Annotated in this window: 16 protein-coding genes; 8 read left to right on the top strand and 8 right to left on the bottom strand. The window is 47.3% G+C overall.

Annotated elements, in window-relative coordinates; translation table 11 throughout:
* Positions 1-7 precede the first annotated feature (7 nt).
* The 3 genes from RT717_RS26230 to RT717_RS26220 all read right to left on the bottom strand — a co-directional run bounded on the left by RT717_RS26230 (position 8) and on the right by RT717_RS26220 (position 3,853).
* Positions 8-898 (bottom strand): ABC transporter ATP-binding protein, encoded by an 891-nt coding sequence (locus RT717_RS26230; protein ID WP_317489291.1) that lies wholly within the window; start codon positions 896-898, stop codon positions 8-10.
* Positions 899-1,063: 165 nt separating this feature from the next.
* Complete coding sequence (locus tag RT717_RS26225; protein ID WP_317489290.1) at positions 1,064-2,749, bottom strand: ATP-binding protein; 1,686 nt, start codon at positions 2,747-2,749, stop codon at positions 1,064-1,066.
* A gap of 228 nt (positions 2,750-2,977) precedes the next feature.
* Entirely contained in the window at positions 2,978-3,853 is an 876-nt protein-coding gene (locus tag RT717_RS26220) for an AraC family transcriptional regulator (protein WP_317489289.1), read from the bottom strand.
* A gap of 200 nt (positions 3,854-4,053) precedes the next feature.
* Here RT717_RS26220 and RT717_RS26215 point away from each other — a divergent pair, with 200 nt between their 5' ends.
* Genes RT717_RS26215 through RT717_RS26200 form a run of 4 tightly spaced genes read left to right on the top strand, consistent with a single transcriptional unit; the run spans position 4,054 to position 9,121 of the window.
* Positions 4,054-5,232, top strand: a complete 1,179-nt coding sequence (locus RT717_RS26215; protein WP_317489288.1) for a sialidase family protein — start codon at positions 4,054-4,056, stop codon at positions 5,230-5,232.
* An 11-nt stretch (positions 5,233-5,243) separates the two neighbouring features.
* Positions 5,244-6,641: a DUF3748 domain-containing protein gene (locus RT717_RS26210; RefSeq protein ID WP_317489287.1), complete on the top strand. Its 1,398-nt coding sequence runs from the start codon at positions 5,244-5,246 to the stop codon at positions 6,639-6,641.
* Between the two features lie 18 nt (positions 6,642-6,659).
* The gene (locus RT717_RS26205) at positions 6,660-7,604 is read left to right on the top strand and encodes a dihydrodipicolinate synthase family protein (protein ID WP_317489286.1); all 945 of its coding nucleotides are present in this window, start codon (positions 6,660-6,662) and stop codon (positions 7,602-7,604) included.
* Positions 7,605-7,636: 32 nt separating this feature from the next.
* Positions 7,637-9,121, top strand: coding sequence for a sodium:solute symporter (locus tag RT717_RS26200; RefSeq protein WP_317489285.1), 1,485 nt, complete (start codon positions 7,637-7,639; stop codon positions 9,119-9,121).
* 32 nt (positions 9,122-9,153) lie between these two features.
* Here the strand turns inward: RT717_RS26200 and RT717_RS26195 are convergent, their stop codons facing one another.
* Both RT717_RS26195 and RT717_RS26190 read right to left on the bottom strand, forming a co-directional pair.
* Positions 9,154-9,543 carry a hypothetical protein gene (locus RT717_RS26195; protein ID WP_317489284.1) on the bottom strand — a complete coding sequence of 130 codons (390 nt, stop codon included), beginning with the start codon at positions 9,541-9,543 and terminating at the stop codon, positions 9,154-9,156.
* Positions 9,544-9,556: 13 nt separating this feature from the next.
* Positions 9,557-10,048 carry an SRPBCC family protein gene (locus tag RT717_RS26190; protein ID WP_317489283.1) on the bottom strand — a complete coding sequence of 164 codons (492 nt, stop codon included), beginning with the start codon at positions 10,046-10,048 and terminating at the stop codon, positions 9,557-9,559.
* 204 nt (positions 10,049-10,252) lie between these two features.
* Between RT717_RS26190 and RT717_RS26185 the strand changes: the two genes are divergently transcribed.
* Positions 10,253-11,530, top strand: coding sequence for a hypothetical protein (locus RT717_RS26185; RefSeq protein WP_317489282.1), 1,278 nt, complete (start codon positions 10,253-10,255; stop codon positions 11,528-11,530).
* Positions 11,531-11,532: 2 nt separating this feature from the next.
* Here the strand turns inward: RT717_RS26185 and RT717_RS26180 are convergent, their stop codons facing one another.
* Both RT717_RS26180 and RT717_RS26175 read right to left on the bottom strand, forming a co-directional pair.
* Positions 11,533-12,720, bottom strand: coding sequence for a class I SAM-dependent methyltransferase (locus RT717_RS26180; RefSeq protein ID WP_317489281.1), 1,188 nt, complete (start codon positions 12,718-12,720; stop codon positions 11,533-11,535).
* Positions 12,717-13,709 carry an aspartate-semialdehyde dehydrogenase gene (locus RT717_RS26175; protein WP_317489280.1) on the bottom strand — a complete coding sequence of 331 codons (993 nt, stop codon included), beginning with the start codon at positions 13,707-13,709 and terminating at the stop codon, positions 12,717-12,719. The genes RT717_RS26180 and RT717_RS26175 overlap by 4 nt, the downstream gene beginning before the upstream one ends.
* A 673-nt stretch (positions 13,710-14,382) precedes the next feature.
* Here RT717_RS26175 and RT717_RS26170 point away from each other — a divergent pair.
* Positions 14,383-16,764 carry an nSTAND3 domain-containing NTPase gene (locus tag RT717_RS26170; protein ID WP_317489279.1) on the top strand — a complete coding sequence of 794 codons (2,382 nt, stop codon included), beginning with the start codon at positions 14,383-14,385 and terminating at the stop codon, positions 16,762-16,764.
* A 918-nt stretch (positions 16,765-17,682) separates the two neighbouring features.
* Here RT717_RS26170 and RT717_RS26165 read toward each other — a convergent pair.
* Positions 17,683-17,907 carry a hypothetical protein gene (locus tag RT717_RS26165; protein ID WP_317489278.1) on the bottom strand — a complete coding sequence of 75 codons (225 nt, stop codon included), beginning with the start codon at positions 17,905-17,907 and terminating at the stop codon, positions 17,683-17,685.
* Positions 17,908-17,997: 90 nt separating this feature from the next.
* On the opposite strand from RT717_RS26165, the gene RT717_RS26160 reads away from it, so the two are divergent.
* Positions 17,998-18,291: a nucleotidyltransferase family protein gene (locus tag RT717_RS26160; protein ID WP_317489277.1), complete on the top strand. Its 294-nt coding sequence runs from the start codon at positions 17,998-18,000 to the stop codon at positions 18,289-18,291.
* Positions 18,281-18,634 (top strand): HepT-like ribonuclease domain-containing protein, encoded by a 354-nt coding sequence (locus tag RT717_RS26155; protein ID WP_317489276.1) that lies wholly within the window; start codon positions 18,281-18,283, stop codon positions 18,632-18,634. Before RT717_RS26160 ends, RT717_RS26155 begins: the two co-directional genes overlap by 11 nt.
* Positions 18,635-18,792: the final 158 nt, after the last annotated feature.

Below are 18,792 nucleotides of genomic sequence, written 5' to 3'. Positions count from 1 at the left end.
ATTGCTTTTAATGGGATTGAGCTACAGTGCCTTCTTCAAAAATTTTTGAAAAATAGACCTCCTCCAGATCGACCGCAACTTCCTCAAAATGCTCATCCGGTTTCTCGTCACTATAAACATGGATCTGCGGTGAGCCGGCAAGCAGTCTTTCGGAAATCACGTTGAAATGATTCTTTGCCTCCAGCAGCTCTGCTTTCGACACTCTCTTTTTCCAAATTTTCCCTTGAATGCTTTCAATGGCTTCGATAGGTCTGCCCTTAAAGAGCAACGTGCCATTGCTAATGATGCCTACATGCGTGCACAACTCGTTGATGTCGTCAACAATGTGTGTTGATAGTATCACAATAGTGCTTTCCCCTATTTCCGACAATAAGTTTAAAATTCGGTTACGCTCCGCAGGATCCAATCCTGCCGTAGGTTCATCAACTATAATGAGTTTCGGGTTGGCAATGAGTGCCTGAGCAATACCAAACCTTTGCTTCATACCGCCTGAATATGCGCCAAGATTTCTCTTGCGAGCCTCCCATAGGTTAGTCCTCTGCAACATTGCGTCCACCACTTCTTTCCTTTCACCCCTATTGACCAGGCCCTTAAGGCTGGCAAGATGGTCAAGTAGTGTCTCAGCAGAAACTCTTGGATAGAGCCCAAACTCCTGGGGCAGATACCCAAGTATTTGCCTCACAGTTTCCTTTTGCTGGAGCACATCTATATCTCCCAACGTGATTGTGCCGGAGTCAGCATGCTGAAGCGTGGCTATTATTCGCATCAAGGTGGACTTACCTGCGCCATTTGGCCCGAGTAAACCGAACATCCCCTGATATACTGTGAGGTTAATGTTCTTAAGCGCCTGAGTGTTGTCGCTATAAGTCTTGCTTAAATCCTTTATTACCAGCTGCATACCAAAAAAAGAGTTTAGAGAGATCGTATTCAGTCTTAAAAGTGCCCGTATATAATTTTAATATACTAAAATATAGTGAAAATTATATTATGTCTTGAAGAAATACAGGTTATATCTATTGTCCATTCATAAAGCAAAAAATGGGAGGGCCGCTGGCTCGCTTGGTCAGGCACCTAAAAAAGTAAAATAAAAAGTGGCCCCTTTATTGACTTCCGAGGTGGCCCAAACCCTGCCGTGGTGTCTGTCGATAATGCGTTTTACGATGGACAGGCCAACTCCAGTTCCCTCGAAATCTTTTCTGCTATGCAGGCGTTGAAATACGCCAAAGAGTTTATCGTAGTACTGCATGTCAAATCCAGAGCCATTGTCTCTGACATAAAATACCCTTTCATTATTTTCTTTATAGACACCAATTTCTACTTCAGGGTGCTGCGTCATACCTGAATATTTAATCGCATTGGAAATCAGGTTTACCCACACCTGCTTTATCAGCCCAATGTCCCCTTTTGAGGAGCCAAGCTCCTGTACATTAATAGTAACCTTATTCTCTCCTGCCTGTGCTTCCAGCCCCTTGATGACGTTTTGAACCATCGATTCCATATTGATCTCCGACTCAATCACCTCTTTTTGCCCCATTCTCGACAGCCTGAGTAAATCTTCGATCATCAGGGTCATGTTTTTTGCATTCCTCACAATGGTGTCCAACATATGTTGGGCATCGTCGCTAAGGGCTGTCCCAAAATCTTCCTTAAGCATGGCAGAGTAGCTGTTAACTGCTCGTAAAGGTGCTTTGAGGTCGTGAGACACCGAATGGCTGAATGCTTCAAGGTCAAGGTTATTTTGAATGAGTTGATCCCTGAATTTCTGTCTTTCGGTATAGTCAACCAGCGTTAGCATGTACTCATCAAGGCCTGATGCACTTGCAGCAATAGAAGCCAGGGCAACACGGCGCTCGCCATTCTTTTTAACCAACTCCGGTTCAGCTTCTTTGGGATCCACTTCACCTTCTGCTTCTTTAAAATGATTTTCCAGCAACTGGTTCCATGATGGAAGTATGGTTGTAATATGTTTTGAGTCGATGACTTCATTTCTTTTATACCCTAACAGTTGCAGCAACGTCTTATTACAGGCTATAACCATTCCCTCATGGTTGACTGTAAGGTAGCCGCACGGAGCGTTTTCGTACAGGTCTTTAATGGCTTCTTTCCGTTGCAGCAGCCGTCGCTCAGAAAGTTCTCTGGCCTTAATAGTAGTGTTGGAAGTATAGAGCAAGCCAAAAATCAAAATGACGGCCAGAACAAGCAGCCCGGCAAATACAAAAACAAATTGATAGAAATGTCTGGTAAGTGTTTCCGTTCTCGATTTCTCAAAAGAGGACGCCTGATCCTCTAATCTTGACAGCAATAACATTACACCGTTGAGTGAACCCTCCATATCAGCAGCAAATGTGCTATAGCCAGTGCTGCTCGAATGACTGAACAGAAGCCTCTTCCTCATATCGACGAAGGCAGTGGCTGTATCTTTTAGTGCGTCTATCGTGGTCATAAACGACGGATATTCACTGGAAATTTTCCGTACTGCCTCGATCTGATTAAGAAGCAATACCGCCCTGCCCTCAAAGTGATTTTTAAATATTGAGTCTCCTGTAAGCGTAAAAGAAAGCACATTCCGGTCAAGATCCACAACCATTGCTTTTCCTTCTTTTGCCATTATTGTTATCTCGTTCAGCACCGCTCCTTGATTCCCCAGGCGAACAGAGTTTTTGAAATAGGTATAGGAGTAAATTCCAATCGCCACTACGACAATGAACGCCAGGACAAATCCTAGAAGAATGTTTTTTGGGATCGACATGAGGCTAACCTTTCAATTGGGTGCTTTTAAAAGCTACGAAATGAAGGTGATTCTCCACAGCGATTAGGTATGGCCGGAGCATGCAGCCATGAATACGGTATATTTTGGCCTATCAACTGTTACTATCTCTAGTATTTTTATAAAATTAGCGTTTCGCTGGCACGAAAGATTCACCCCTAACACAGCAGTCGAAATGTCGTTTTCTATCCCGCCAAAAATGCTGATGGCTCACACTTCAGATAGGTACTTTTTCCTGTACTCAAAAGGCGTCATGCCTGTCACTTTCTTAAAATGCCGGTAAAAATTAGAGACATTATTGAAGCCGCACTCAAAGCAGATCACCTCGGTGGGCAGCTTGTCCTCTACAATCGCCCGGCAAACATTGGAGATCCGTATTTCTGTCAGGAAATCAGAAAAAGTCTTCTTGGTCATCGTTTTGAAATACCTGCAAAAGGAGGTGAGGCTCAGGTTGGCAAGCGAAGCCACCTCCTCCAGCGTGATTTTCTCCTTGTAGTGTGCCAGCACGTAAGAGTAAATTTTTTCCAGCCGCACCATTTCTGACTCGCTGGACAGGTGGCTGAAGGCGTAGGCTGGTGCAATGGTTTCGAATTCGTCAGTCTCTGATAGTACTTTGAGAATGGACAACAGGTAGATCACCCTGTCAAGGCTTTCAGCATGAACGGCACCGTCCAGTAGCTCAATTAGTCTCGCCTTGCTTTCACCATGAATCTTGAGCCCCTTCTTCGCCTTCTCAAAAAGCCTCGGAATAAGGTAGGCTTCCGGCAACGAAAGGAAGTCTTTCCCGAAGCAAGTGGGGTGGAAATGTAGCACATATGCCTCTACCTGCACTTTTTCATTACCCGTGAAGTACTCTTCTTTGCAGCGCCAGGTATGAGGCAGATTTTGCCCTAAAAAAACCATGTCGCCACTACCGAAGTTGCTCACATTGTCGCCAATATACTGCGTGCCCTCCCCTTTCACGATATAGTGTAGTTCGAGCTCAGGATGGTAGTGCCATAGCGTACCAAAGTTGGGTCGGCTATCGTGCCTGATGCTGAATGAGTCTTCAGCGCCTATGGGTACTTTGTGAAAATGAGGCTTCATAAATAATGTATTGATTGCCGCCTGTGAAGTGGTGCAAGCAAACTATTAAGTATAAAGTTGCCACTTTTTGCCCGACATAAAACGTCAATATGTCAAAATCATACAATTTATTGGCAAAAGTAGATAGTGGTTGATCTCTTTAAAGGCTGATCTTCGTAAGAGCGAGCCGTCCTTTTGTTTGCGACCACCAACAACACTGAATGATGCATCGAATTAGCACAGTAATCCTCTTTGTTTTCATATGTAGTTTGGCGACAGCCCAGGCACCTGATCTATCAAAGGTGCCTGGCGTTGTTGTCGCTCATAGTCCCGCCTCATCTGGGAAATACATCGGCTCCCCCAGCCTTGCAGTGCTGCCTAATGGTGACTACCTGGCGTCGCACGACTTCTTTGGCCCCAACTCCAATGAGCATGTAAAAGCGGACTCCCGGATTTACCGGTCAACGAACAAAGGGAAATCGTGGAAGTTTGTAACCGAAATTCATGGCGCCTTTTGGTCGAAGCTTTTTGTGAGCGAGGGAAAGCTGTATTTCATCGGCACCGACAGGCACCACGGCCACACCATCATCAGGACATCGGCTGACAACGGCACCACATGGACCGAACCAGTCGACAACCAAACCGGACTGCTGCTGGAAGGCGAGTACCACAATGCCCCCGTTCCCGTGATTGAACACAATGGTCGGCTGTGGAAAGGCATGGAAAGCGCTATGGGTCCGATCAAGCAATGGGGCAAGCGTTATGGCGCCTTTATGATGTCAATCCCCGTAGGACAAGACCCACTGGTAGCCAAGAACTGGATCTTTAGCAATACGCTCTACTACGATTCTACCTACCTCGAAGGCAACTTTGGAGGCTGGCTGGAAGGCAACGCTGTGGTGTCGCCCGAAGGAAAAATATTGGACATTCTGCGGGTCGACGACCGCTCTACGCTGGAAGAAAAAGCTGCTTTTATTTCGATTAGCGGCGACGGAAAAGTGGCAACATTTGACGAAGCAACCGGCTTTGTTCCTTTTCCCGGAGGGAGCAAAAAGTTCGCCATCCGGTTTGACTCAGAAAGTCAATTATACTGGACAATTGCGAATGATGTGCCTGATGAAGTAAAAGCTGCCAACCAGGGAAAGAACCCGGCCAGCCTGAGAAATACTCAGGCACTCTTCTGTTCCGAAAATTTGCACGACTGGACACTGAGGAAAGTTCTCCTTCAACATGAAGACCCGTTGAAGCATGGTTTCCAGTATGTGGACTGGCAGTTTGACGGTAAAGACATCATCTTCCTCTCCAGAACAGCTTATGACGATGGACTGGGAGGAGCACACAGAAGCCACGACGCCAATTTCCTTACCTTTCACAGGATCAAAAAATTCAGGAAGAAGTAAACCTTGCAAAAATGAGATCCATGATGTGCAGGCCGCTATATTTTCTGGGAGTAGCTTTAGCACTGGCCGCCTGCGGGTCGTCCAAAACACATGAAACCAACATGAACCTGAAAGAATATCAACTTACTTCGGACGCCAAAGGCCATTATCTGAATCAAAGACAAGCCTTTTCGCCTGATGACCAATGGCTGGTGTACGATAACAGAAACGACGGTTCCCTAATTGGGCTGAACCCCTCAGTTGAAATGGTCAATATTGCCCATGGAGAAGTGAAGCTAGTCTATCGTGCCCCGAACGCCAATGCGTTCGGCCCCGGAGTGGGTGCTGTTGCTTTCAATCCGAAGCAAAATGAAATCCTTTTCATCCATGGCCTAAGCAACCACGACGCCACAAGGCCTTACGGCATTACCCGGCGCACAGGATTGGCTGTTGATCTTGACGTCAATAGCAAACTAATAAGAAAGGACGCCCGTGACGTAGTTCCGCCCTTCACTCCTGGGGCGCTGAGAGGAGGGACACATGCTCACTCTTACAGTGCCGACGGCCGATGGATCAGCTTTACGTATAACGACAATGTCATAGCGGAGCTTTCCAAAAAAGACTCCACTAAAAAAGACCTGAGAAATATCGGCGTCATGATCAACAAGGGGCCGGTGGCAGTAGAAAATGAAACAGCCGAAAGCTTTGGTGGTACCATGTTTTCGGTGATCGTCAGCGAAACCACAGAAAGCCCCCGGCCAGGCAGCGACGAAATAGAAAAGGCTTACGAAGAAGGCTGGATCGGAACAGATGGCTATTTGAGGCCGAACGGTAGCCGTGTCAGCAAGGCGCTGGCTTTTTTGGGTGACACCAGGGAAGCCACTGGCAAGCTGGTGACAGAGGTATTCGTAGTGGATCTGGACACAGACTTGACCATCGCCGATCCCGACAGACCTTTGGAAGGCACCACCACCTCACGACCTTTTCCCCCGGCAGGTGTCAGGCAAAGAAGGGTCACCTACACCACCGACCGGAAAAATCCAGGCGTACAAGGCCCCCGTCAATGGCTGCGCAGCCTGCCCGATGGCTCACTGATTTTCTTTCCTATGAAAGATGATGACGGCTTCGTGCAAGTGCATGCTGTTTCACCAAACGGCGGCGACACCAGGCAAATCACGCACAATGGCTTTTCTCTTGACACCTCGTTTAGCATAAGTGCAGATGGAAAATATTTGGCTTACGGCTACAACCAGGACATTTACCTGACCAATATTCAAACAGGGGAAACATCGGAGGTGTCGCCTGACAGGAGCTACGACAGCACTGATCTCGAAAATATCAACTGGTCAAACGAAGGGCATGTGCTGGCTTACAACCGAAAGGTGGTAACTCCTGAAGTTGCCTGGTACCAGGTATTCATTTTGAAATAAATTTTTGAACGCAACTATATGACTCGCAACGAACAACTAAAGCAACCTCTCACAGGCATCATTCCACCCATGGTAACGCCTTTGCTGGAAGACATGCGTCTTGATTTAGAAGGGTTAACCAAGCTGGTGGAACATCTGATTGCGGGCGGAGTCAGCGGGCTTTTCATCCTGGGTAGCTCTGGGGAATCCACCAGCCTTAGCTATGCCATTCGTCATCAGTTGATCAAAGAAACTTGTCGCCGAGTGGCTGGCAGGCTACCGGTGCTGGTGGGCATTACCGACACAGCACTTGCTGAAAGCCTTAGCTTGGCGGAAACTGCCCAGGCTTCTGGTGCCTCGGCAGTAGTAGCCGCACCACCCTATTATTTCAACCTGAACCAAAAGGAGCTCTTCAATTACTACGAAAAACTGGCCGGAAGCCTGACACTGCCCCTGTTCCTCTACAATATGCCGGGGCTGTGCAAAGTGCACATCGAGGTAAGCACGGCTATACGGCTTTCCGAGCACCCCAATATCATTGGACTCAAAGACAGCTCTGCGAACTCGGTTTACTTTCAGTCGCTATATCAGTCGCTGCGGGGAAAACCCGACTTCACCTTGTTGGTCGGGCCGGAGGAAGCCATGGCCGAGTCGGTATTGATGGGAGGCCACGGCGGGGTAAGCGGAGGAGCAAATATGTTTCCGAAGCTGTTTGTAAAACTTTATGAGGCCGCTGCACAAAAAGACTTTGCCACCGTCGCAGATCTGCAGGCCATAGTGATGCAGATCAGCAACAGCCTTTATGGTGTGGGCATGTATAGCTCCAGCTACCTGAAGAGCATCAAAGCTGCCTTGTCGCTGATGAACATTTGCCAAAGCCACATGGCCCCGCCACTGGCAGCCTTCGACGCCGCTGAAACAAAACATGTAACGCCTATCATTGAACAGTTTAAATTAACACTTGAAAAAAGAGGTTTACTGTAACCATACCAACGCCCAACTAACACCTACTTACCATGGACTTGCCAATTATTGACCTGGCCATCTTCTTCTTTTACATGCTGCTGATCATCGGCTTCGGCATCTCGTTTTCCTTTCGGAAACGAACCGCCGAAGACTACACCCTGGGTGGTGGCCGACTGCCGGCCTGGGCCATTGGCATGTCCATCTTTGCAACCTTCGTGAGCAGCATCAGCTTTCTGGCGTTGCCGGGCAATGCCTATATGGGCAACTGGAATGGCTTTGTCTTCAGCCTTTCCATCCCTTTGGCAGCCATAGTAGCTGTGAAGTATTTCGTGCCTCTGTATCGAAAGTTGCAAAGCGAGTCTGCTTACTTTTACCTGGAGCAACGCTTTGGCCCCTGGGCTGGCACCTACGCTTCCATTTGTTACCTCTTGACCCAGCTGGCCCGTATGGGTGCCATTATGTATTTGCTGGCGTTGCCCATGAGCGCCCTGCTGGGCTGGAGCATTCCCCTGATCATTGTGGTGACAGGTATCAGTGTGATTGTTTACGCAAGCCTTGGTGGGTTTGAAGCAGTTGTTTGGACGGACGCCATTCAGGGCATCATCCTCATTGGCGGTGCGGTGGCCAGCTTGCTCGTCATCATGTTTTCTATGCCCGAAGGACCAGGCCAGGTGTTCACCATTGCCTCCGAAGCCAACAAGTTCAGCCTGGGCAACTTCGACTTCGATTTTACGACCTCCACCTTCTGGCTGCTGCTGATTTATGGCTTGTTCATCAACCTGCAAAACTTCGGCATCGACCAGAACTACGTGCAGCGCTACCTCAGCGCCCGCACCCAAAAAGAAGCGGAGAAATCGACATGGCTGGGCAGCTTATTGTATGTACCAGTGTCCCTGCTTTTCTTTTTTATCGGCACGGCCCTGTTCGCCTACTACCAGGCCCAGCCCGGCCTGCTACCCACCGAACTGCAAGGTGCAGGTGATAAAATATTCCCCTACTTCATTGTTACCGGTCTGCCTGCCGGCGTCACCGGACTGCTGATCGCTTCTATTTTTGCGGCGGGCATGAGCACAGTCTCCACCAGTATCAATAGTTCTGGCACAGTCATCCTATCCGACTTCTATAAGAAGTTCTTCAACCGAGCACCCACCCAAAAAGAGTCGATGCGGGTGCTGCTTACCGCCTCCTTTGCCATGGGCGGCACCAGTATTTTTGTGGCCCTGGCCCTCAACGGCGTCACCAGCGCTCTTGATGCCTGGTGGGCACTGTCGTCCGTCTTCAGCGGTGGTGTGCTAGGCCTCTTCCTCTTGGGCGTGATCTCCAAAAGAGCCAAAAGCGTGCATGCAGCTATAGGTGTGGTAGTTGGTGTGCTCGTGATTCTGTGGCTGAGCCTATCGCCCGTATTCTTCACCTCCGACGGTTGGCTTGCTTTCAAAAGCCCCTTCCATGCCAACCTCACCATCATTTTGAGTACGACGGCGATATTTTGTGTGGGGTTTGGGCTCGTGAGCCTCTCAAAAAGAAAAACTACCTAAAATGGATTCCAAATCTTTTTTATAACCTCAGCCTACACGTGGGCTTGGGCTCCAAAAAAGAAAATAGAAAACACCGACAATATCACGTAGAACAATACCAAAGCTGCTCCAGTTCGAGCCCTCGTGAGACTTTCGTTGTCAAATTCTTTGGCTATCTTTTCATATTTTCTAGTACGGATCAATAAAAAATACTGAGGTACACCAAGTGCAATAATTAAGACAACAACTGAGGGAGTGGAGAGGCCATCTAAGAACCCTGGTCTCATTCCAGCAAGCTTTAATATACCATCAATAGAAAGTATATTCATAAACACCAAAGCTACCACGGACACGAATGCGGTATACTCGGGGGTAGTATCCTTGTTCATTTTCACTGCAAGGCGGTAAAGCTTGAAAAATAGATACTTATAGAGCTTCCACATTATTCCTTACCTGTTAACCGCCAGATTCTTTAGTATTCAGTACTTCCTGCCACCTATCTGACTCCGCATATTCCTTGATAACCAAATTACGTTTTAACAAAAGGTTCTGCATATACCTCTTAAGCACAATCGAGTCAAATACTTTCCCAAGGATGCCAAGTGGCGAATCATAATCAAAACAGTCCCGCATTTCAGTTTTTCCATCAACATCCCTGAAGTGGTGTTCATGACGAAATCTCTTGAAAGCACCCTCCAGCATCTCGTCCACAAAGAAATTCGGTGATTCAAATTCCGTGATCTTTGTTGTCAGCGTTTGCCTGATGCCAAAGTGCCTCGCCCTCCAGGTCACTGTTTCACTTAACCCAATGAGACCGGACGTCACACCTCCTATCGCTTCCTCTCCTGTTTGACTGGTGGATATTTTATGCAGGTCTATACTTCTCGAAAGGTCAAAGCATCTGTCGATGGGAGCCTCAATTACCATCTTTATCTGAATAATTGGCATAACAGTTTTCCAGGTCGTCAACAATTTAATGGTTTTCCGGGCGTGTCTTCACTCACGACCACTGCCCCCTCACACCCGGCATCACTGCCCACGACCAGAAAGTGTCCGTCAAAAAAATTGCATAACAAAGCCAAAAAAAGGCAGCTTACTAAAGGCAAAAATTATCATATAATAGGTATTATTGGCCTTTCTATACGATGTTACATGAAAAAGCTACAACTATTCCTGATTCTATCAATTCTGTCATTTCCACTGTTCAGCCAAAAGAACTTCACAGAGGGGTTTGTTGTCACGCTCGCTGGCGACACCATACGGGGGAAAATCAACGAAAAAGACTTTTACCTTAATTTTTCTCAGTGCCAATTCAAGGCAGAAGGCAGTAGTGAGATAGTAAAGTACTCGCCTGGAGAGATTGGCGGTTTTAGTATTGAAGGGCTTAACTTTTTTATTTCAGAGACCATTTCCGAGGTGGATCCTGACCGGCCTAAGAAATTTATAGAGGTGCTGGTAGTTGGGCAAACCTCTTTATATATGTACAAAGAGCATTTCATTTTCAAAAAGGACACGCTCTCCTACATAGTGCTTGAGGCAACTCCGATGATACGGGAACAGAATGGTGTATATACCAATGCAAAAGCCAACCTTGTGCACTATGGTATTCTCAACTATTTGTTTCAAGATTGTCCAGAAATTAAGCTATCTCCCTCATCTACAAATGTCAATCGTGATAAACTCATAGCTCTGACTAAACAATACAACACCTGCCGAGGATCAGACTACGAGGTAGTTTTCAAAAAGAAACCTATTTTCAGGCTTGCGCCTTCTGTGCACACCGACTTTGGGCAGATGCAGATGAAATTCGATTATTCAGGTAACACCACCGGGGACGAAACCTTGCTAGGCAGTGGCCCTATAGAAAGTTCGATTCGCCAAACCGGTTTTGCCATCGGTATATTACTTCCGAGAATTAGCGAGAGATTGATGGTAGAGATAGGGATGAACTTCTCGCAATTTGACTATTCGTTTTTGCATAACGTACCATATGCTTTCCCTAATGGAAACATTGCGGAGGCTGTTAATGATGTAGTTATCGACGGAAAAATGACAAAAATCCCTCTGGTAATCCACTATGAGCTATTCTCAAAAAGTAAAATCACACCATATGTCCGGGCGGGCATGATCCTTAGATCAATGAAATACGGGGGCGATGTTGGACGAAAACGGTACGTACAATATGAAGGCTACTACGATGAAGACTATTACGAGTTTGAGCCGGCAAGCCCTCAACCTGGTTTTCTGGCTGCTGCTGGTCTGGAAGGAAAGCTTGGGAGGCACATAGGTATTTTTGCTCAGATGCAAGCGAATGTATTTGGTGAAGCTGGCCGTTACGATAATATTGATGACAGCCAGATAAAGAGCAATCTCAGTTTCAAAATGAACAGGAAAGACTTTTTGGTAGGCTTTGGTGTTCGGGTTCGTTAGTCTCAAGCTATCACAACCCGCTCCGCCACCACCAACACCTTCCCGCTCCCCACAGTGACCCCCATCACAAAACCCTCCTCACCCTCCTTCAGCTTCAGCCGCTTTTGAAGCTCTGCCGCTTCCAGGGGAAAGTTTTTGCTCATCACATGGGCTTTGGCAAAAGGCAGCTTCAAGCTCTTCAGCCCCTTCGAAGAAAAAGGCAGCACGGCCAGCACCCGGAACGTCCGGCCGGGGAAGCCCTCGACCAGCGTGGCCGACGTATATAAATGTGTATTCGGGTGCAGCTTCTTCAGTCCATAGCGGACGGCCACCGTTTTGTAAGCGCCCGATTTGGTAATGGCCACGTTGGGGTCGTAAATGAAGGCCTCCGGTTCACCGAAACTCACACCAGCCGACGCCTCCTCTTCCAGGCTAAAACGCAGCACAGTCTCCTGCCCTCCCTGCACCTGCCAGGCTTCTATCTCCACCGGCCCGCCGCTGCTGCCACACTCAAACAGCACCTCCTTGCATTCGTTGTTCACCGCCAGCACCAGCACCTTGCTCACCGTGCCCAGGTCACGGAGGCCCTGCTGGATGTCGATCATGGGCGAGGCTTTTATCAGCACGGTGGTCGCCCGTTTCAGCAACTCCGGCATCAGCTGCACCACGTCGGGCGTACTGTCGCTAAAGCCAATGGCCCGCTTGTGGTTCGCCCGGCGGTCGGGGTCGATATAGATGAAGTCGTAGTGGTCGGTAGTGTCAGCCAAAAACGCCTCGGCCGTGCTTAGCACCACCTGCAAATGCCCAACGCCCAGCACACCAAAATTGTGGCTGGCCAGCTCACACCTTTCGGCGTCGGCCTCCACATACACACCTTTTTCAAAGGACTGCGAGAAAAAAAACGTGTCCACGCCTGTGCCCCCGGTCAGGTCGGCGAAGGACTGGCCCGCCCAGCGGGCCGCTTTGAAACCAGCCGTTGTTTCCGACGAGCACTGCTCCAGCGCTACGCCATGGGGAAAAATAATGCCATCCCGGCTCAGCCAGGATGGCAATTTGTCTTTGGCCTTCTGTCGGGCCTTCAGTTGTGACGCCAGCAGGGACGCACTAACGCCCCCCGGCAGGTGCCTTTGCAAAGCAAGCTTCGCCGGACTGTCCGTAGCATGGGCCTTCAAAAAGGCCTGAACGTCCGGTTGGCTCAGCGCTTCAATCAAAACACCAGATTGGCTCCTACCAGGTACTCCGCTATTTGCACCGCATTGGTAGCAGCCCCCTTGCGCAGGTTGTCGGCCACTATCCACATATTGATCGTGTTCGCTTGCGACTCATCCCGGCGGATCCGGCCTACAAACACCTCATCTTTATTGTGCGCCCAAATCGGCATCGGGTAAATATTCTTCGATGGCTCGTCCTGCAGCACCACGCCCGGCGTGTGGCTCATTAGGTCACGCACCTCGGCCAGGTCAAAGTCCTTCACAAACTCCACGTTCACCGCCTCGCTGTGGCCGCCCACGGTAGGCACACGCACCGTAGTCGCCGTCACCTTAATACTGTCGTCGCCCATAATCTTGGTCGTTTCCTTCACCATCTTCATCTCCTCTTTTGTGTAGCCATTGTCGAGGAACACGTCAATGTGCGGCAGCACATTCATATCGATCGGGTGAGGGTATACCTTCGGCTCCGATTGCCCAGCCCGCTCGGCCATCATCTGATCCACGGCCTTTTTGCCCGTGCCCGTCACCGACTGGTAGGTACTCACCACCACTCTTTTAATCCCATATTTCTTATGCAACGGTGCCAGCACCATCACCATCTGAATCGTGGAGCAATTGGGGTTGGCAATAATGCGGTCGTCGATGCGCAGCGTGCTGCCATTGATCTCCGGCACCACCAGCTTTTTTGTCGGATCCATCCTCCAGGCCGACGAGTTGTCGATCACAATGCTGCCTGCCGCCTCAAACTTAGGTGCCCACTCCAGCGACGTGCTGCCACCGGCCGAAAAAATAGCGATATCCGGTTTTATGTCCACCGCCGTTTGCATGCCAATCACGCTGTATTGTTTACCCTTGTATTTTATTTGGGTGCCGACACTGCGTTCCGACGCTACCAGGTACAACTCATCAAAGTGGAAGTTCCTTTCTTCCAGCACTTTCAACATCTCGGAGCCCACAAGCCCTGTGGCCCCTACTACCGCTAATTTCATTTCCGTTTATTTTTGAATACTGAGGTGCAAAAGTAAAAGAAATCATTAAAGCCCAGCGGATTTCCCCTATGATAATGAGCAAATTGTAGGGTGATTTTTTTGATGTGGGCGTGCCGATAGTTCTATTGAAAGGCTGCTGATGCACCGAAGCCTCCACCCCCACGTCATTTCGCAGTGGAGCGATAGCGGAACGGAGAAATCCCCCTGACCTACAGCCGAGCCTATCGTAGCTCCTACAATTATTCGGGGATGTCATTTCACATCAACACAATCCTTATAAAGATGGTGAGGGTACATTGGGCGTGCCCCCCGCCACCCATATTCCGTCTGAAAGAAACAAAAACCGTTTGGCGGGGGTCGGGCTATCCGCTCCAAGTCCTCGCTTCGTACGTCGTACCCTCGTGCCTCGGCCTGTGGGCTTTCCGCTGCTATCCCTCACGCAGAGCGCATGCCGGTGATAAACGAAGACTTCCAACCCGCCACAGCCTTATTACCAAGTCATTTCGCAGCGACTCACAGAGCCTACGTTAGGCCTTCGAAATGAAAATTACGAAGACCAGATCAAGTTGTAACAAAAAGCTCATATTCAATTCTGGATACCAAGTTCCAGTTGAGAGAAGAAACCAATGACTGTACGGGCAAGTATCTTCAATATTTTTAAATACTTTTATATGTGTATCATCTGGAGATTCTAAACGATAAAGAGTTCGAGGAACTGACAAAAGATCTTCTTGAGAGAGAATTCAACATACCGTTTCAAAACTTCAAGCGAGGGAAAGACAAAGGGATAGATCTGAGATACTCAACAGATAGGGAAAATAAGATAGTAGTTCAAGTTAAACACTACATTAACTCCAAATACTCTGACCTAAAGCGTAGCCTAGCGCATGATGAGAAGCCCAAGGTAGAAAAACTCCAGCCTGTTCCAGTTCGATATATTTTAGTTACATCCCTAGCATTAAACACAATGCAGGTGGATGAAATCAAGAGTCTCTTTTCTCCCTTCATTAAGTCAACTAATGATATTTTCTCGTTCGATAGAATACAAAGCCTTTTAAGTAAGTACCCTGATGTCGTTGAGAAACACAATAAATTATGGCTCGCAAGTACCGTTATCCTTAAACGAATTCTTAACAATGCAGTGAAAGGCAGGTCACAGTTTCATGAAAGCAAAATTCTTAGTAAACTAAGCCTTTATGTTCCAACCCAGAATTTTGATGCGGCTGTCAAAATTCTCAATGAAAAGAAGTTCGTAATTATCACAGGAGACCCTGGGGTCGGTAAAACAACTATTTCTTATTTACTGATATGCTCGTTGCTATCTCAAGATTTTAATTTAGTGTATGTTGATGATTCCTTGAAAGACGCAGAAGACGTTCTGTCTGATGACCCGGAAGAAAAACAGGTTATATTTTTTGATGATTTCCTAGGTTCCAATATCTACGAAATCTTAAATCCAAAAAACTCAGAATCTGCAATCATCGGTTTTATCGAAAGAATTAAAACGCTAAAGAACAAGTTTCTCATACTGACTACTAGAACAACAATTCTCAACCAAGCAGAGCACAATTTCGAGAAACTACGTCAGTCTAAGCTTGGAAGAATATCACAATACGAGGTTGAACTAAAACAATATTCCAAGCTTGATAAAGCAAGAATCCTATATAATCATCTATACCACTCTGACCTGCCAACTGAATACCATGACCTGTTCTGGCAGGATCGGAATTACATTAAAATAATCGAGCACCGAAATTATTCACCCAGATTAATTGAGTTTATAACGAGCAGTAGACACCTACCTAAAACCAAAACTGATTATATCAACCATATTTTTCAGAATTTGAACTACCCAAACGAGATTTGGAAGGGTGCCTTCGAAACTCAATTAGTTGATGATGATCGATTTCTATTAACGACTGTTCTAAGCCTTGGAGGTTATAAGATCAAGCAAGAACATCTCGAAAGGGCGTTCGAGCACAGGTTGAGATTTGAAATTAAAGAAAATGGCCACAAACTTAATAATGATGCGTTTAACACCTCATTGAGAAAACTCTTGGACGGTTTTATTGTATCCGAAAAAAACAACCACGATTCAAACACATTTAGTTTTTTAAATCCGTCTGTAGGTGATTTTTTAATCAGCTATATCAAGGAAAGAAGCGCTGAAAAAATGAGAATCCTGAAATCTTTCCATTATGTAGAACAATTAACGAATTATTTCAGCCCGGCAAGAAAAGATTCCATTCCCATCACGCCAAAGGAGGCAAAAGAACTTTACACCTATATATTAACGAAGGCACCTGACTTCGAGACAGTCAATATTAACTGTTCTCTTGAGGTAGAAATATTAAGACTATATAGCCACTTTCTCAAAGACCAGTTCGATACGAAAGAGTTAATTCCATATCTATCAAAATTTGATGCTACGAAGGTTTCAAATGGCCAGTTAGATGACTTGATGGCAATTCTGGAAAAGTACTCTTCTGATAAGAAGATACGCAAAATTATCTTACCTAGGTTTGACAAAACAGTATCTGCGCTCTATCAAGTAGCTAGAGCCAGCGAAGAGTTCCATGCGATTAAATGCTTGTTTGTAAGCTACGAGCAGGATTTTAATGTTTTTATGTCAAATGAATATAATAGCGAAGTAATCTTTGCAGCAGTTGCAGTCGCTGTAACTGACGACTTCATTGATAACGCTCGCTATTCTGCAGAAACAATAATAGACACAGTAAGTCAGGGTTTCTCAAGTCTTGCGAGATCTATTGTATCTGATTCCTTAAACGACAGGCTGTCTGATTTTCTAGATGAAATTGAAATGGCCGATTATTTTGAGGAAATTTTTGAAAACATTGACATAAATGAGGATGAAATAGTCGAAGAAATAATGAGAAGCGCTTATGTCGAACAGGAAGAATTCGACCCTCCGTCCTCATATTTTTCTGACAATAAGTTGCCAAATAGTCGTTATCTTTTTCGGACAAGCAAGGCTCAAGGAACGAATCAACACCAGTCAGAATCCGAAAGAATTGATAAGTTATTTGAACCATAATCCGGCGTGCGAAACTTGCAAACTAGAAGTCACGTCATAGGACTTTTAATCAAACTCCCGAAGTAGTCTAAGCGGCTAAACTTGCCAATTGCAATAAACCCCAATGCAAGGCCGGTCACGGAATTGTAGCTTGTATCCTATTTCACTGCGGCCCAGTAATGAACGCCCAACCTCCACCACCCCTCTCGCCCAATACCAACTACCAGTGCTGAGCAACTTCGGGGTGCCGGTTGCCCAAGGGTGGCGCCGCCATTGCGCAAGAGCGGCGCCGGGGTTGCCCAATACCCGGGGGTCAGGTTGCCCAACCTCGGGGGTCGGGGTTGCGCAATACAGGTAGTGCAGGTTGCCCAACCCATGTAGGCGAGGTTGCGCAACCTACGGGGTGGGTATTGCGCAACCCACAAAACGCTGGCAAAACTTAGCCTTTTGTCTTCATTTACTAATCGTGCTTATTTTCTGTTATTTCATCGAGCCACACCCCACTGACACACCACCAGGAACCTTCCATAGTGAGCCTCGCCAGCAAAGCCGCTAATCTGCGGAGAGAAATCTCCATGACCTACAGCCGAGCGCCGATACAGTGCCCTACCCGTTTTAGTGCCAGGTCTTGGGGATACCTCGCTCGTCCCTTCGGCTATGCCTACACTTCGTTTCGGCAAGCTCAGGATGACTCGCAATCGGTATGACGCTGGTTTGGTGGGGGCGGATGTGATCGGATGTCGTTTATGGAAACCTGCGGAACAGCTAAAGCCTCCATCGCAACGCCATTTCGAAGCGAAGGGCAATCGGCATAACGTCGGTGTGGTGAGGGCGGATGTGGCCGGCTTTCGCAATCGACTTACCGCACATCATTGTAGGCCCCGCTCACAACCCTATTTCGGCTGGCAGGCCCACTTACCCGGGTTCTATATGCCGTACCTACGGCACTCGCAGGACATTGGCATGGTTCCAGGGTTTTACCGCTGTTCCGTCCCTACGGGACTTTTCTTTGTATCCCTCCGTTGCCCGCCGAAGCCTCTGGCGCAGGTGGTCTTTGTCCACCGAAGTCTCTGGCGTAGGAGGATTTCCTCTGCGGTAAACTCCCCCTCCAATTGTGTGCCCTTCGTTTCGGTTGGTCAGGCCTGCCTGCCAGCCGCTGGACACAATGCTGGTTTGGTGAGGTCGGAGCTGCCTCGTTGGATGATTTTATGCAATGACGATCCACTAGCGACGCAAATTTTGTATTTTAGCTCCATGAAATTGGAAGCCAACAAAATAGAAACCATCAAAACCTACTTTAAGACAAGGCCTGTCTTAAAGGCCTATCTGTTTGGCTCTTATGTGAGAGATGAAGCAGATCAGGAAAGTGATATAGATATATTAGTTGAGCTTGATTACTCACAAAGAATAGGACTTCAATTTGTGCAGATGCAAATTGATCTGGAGAAGCTCCTGAGCTCTCCGGTTGATCTGGTTTCCTCCAACGGACTTTCGCACTACATTAAGCCGATCGTTGATAGTGAAAAACAGCTTATTTATGCGAGGTAGACTGGGCGACGAAGTCAGGCTTCGGCATATCTATGATGCCATTCTTGAAATAGAATTGTACGTGGCTGGCAAAAGCTTTTCAGACTTTATGGACAACTCAATGATGAGGTTTGCTTGCATCAAGCAACTAGAGATTGTCGGTGAGGCCAGCAATCATATCTCGGCCGAGACAAAAAATATTTTTTCGTCAGTTGAATGGACACAAATTGTTGGTATGAGGAACATTTTTGTGCATGAATATTTCGGAATTGACGCCAACCTGGTTTGGGAGATCCTTACGAATGACATCCCTGAATTAAAGGACAAAGTGAAGGAGATTCTTGATGGGTATTCCTCAGAGTAATCGTTCGCTTGCATATATGACTTCGAAGCTTCCTGGGCAGCCTTCCCGGCAAAGTTGCCGATCTGCTGAAGCCTCCATAGCAACGTCATCATAGCGAAGCGGCCTCACCTACACTTAGTTTCGGCAGACAGGTATGACGTTGGTTTGGTGAGGGTGGA

The sequence above is a fragment of the Imperialibacter roseus genome (assembly GCF_032999765.1).
GTDB lineage: Bacteria > Bacteroidota > Bacteroidia > Cytophagales > Cyclobacteriaceae > Imperialibacter > Imperialibacter roseus.
This window is presented reverse-complemented; position numbering and strand designations above follow the sequence as displayed.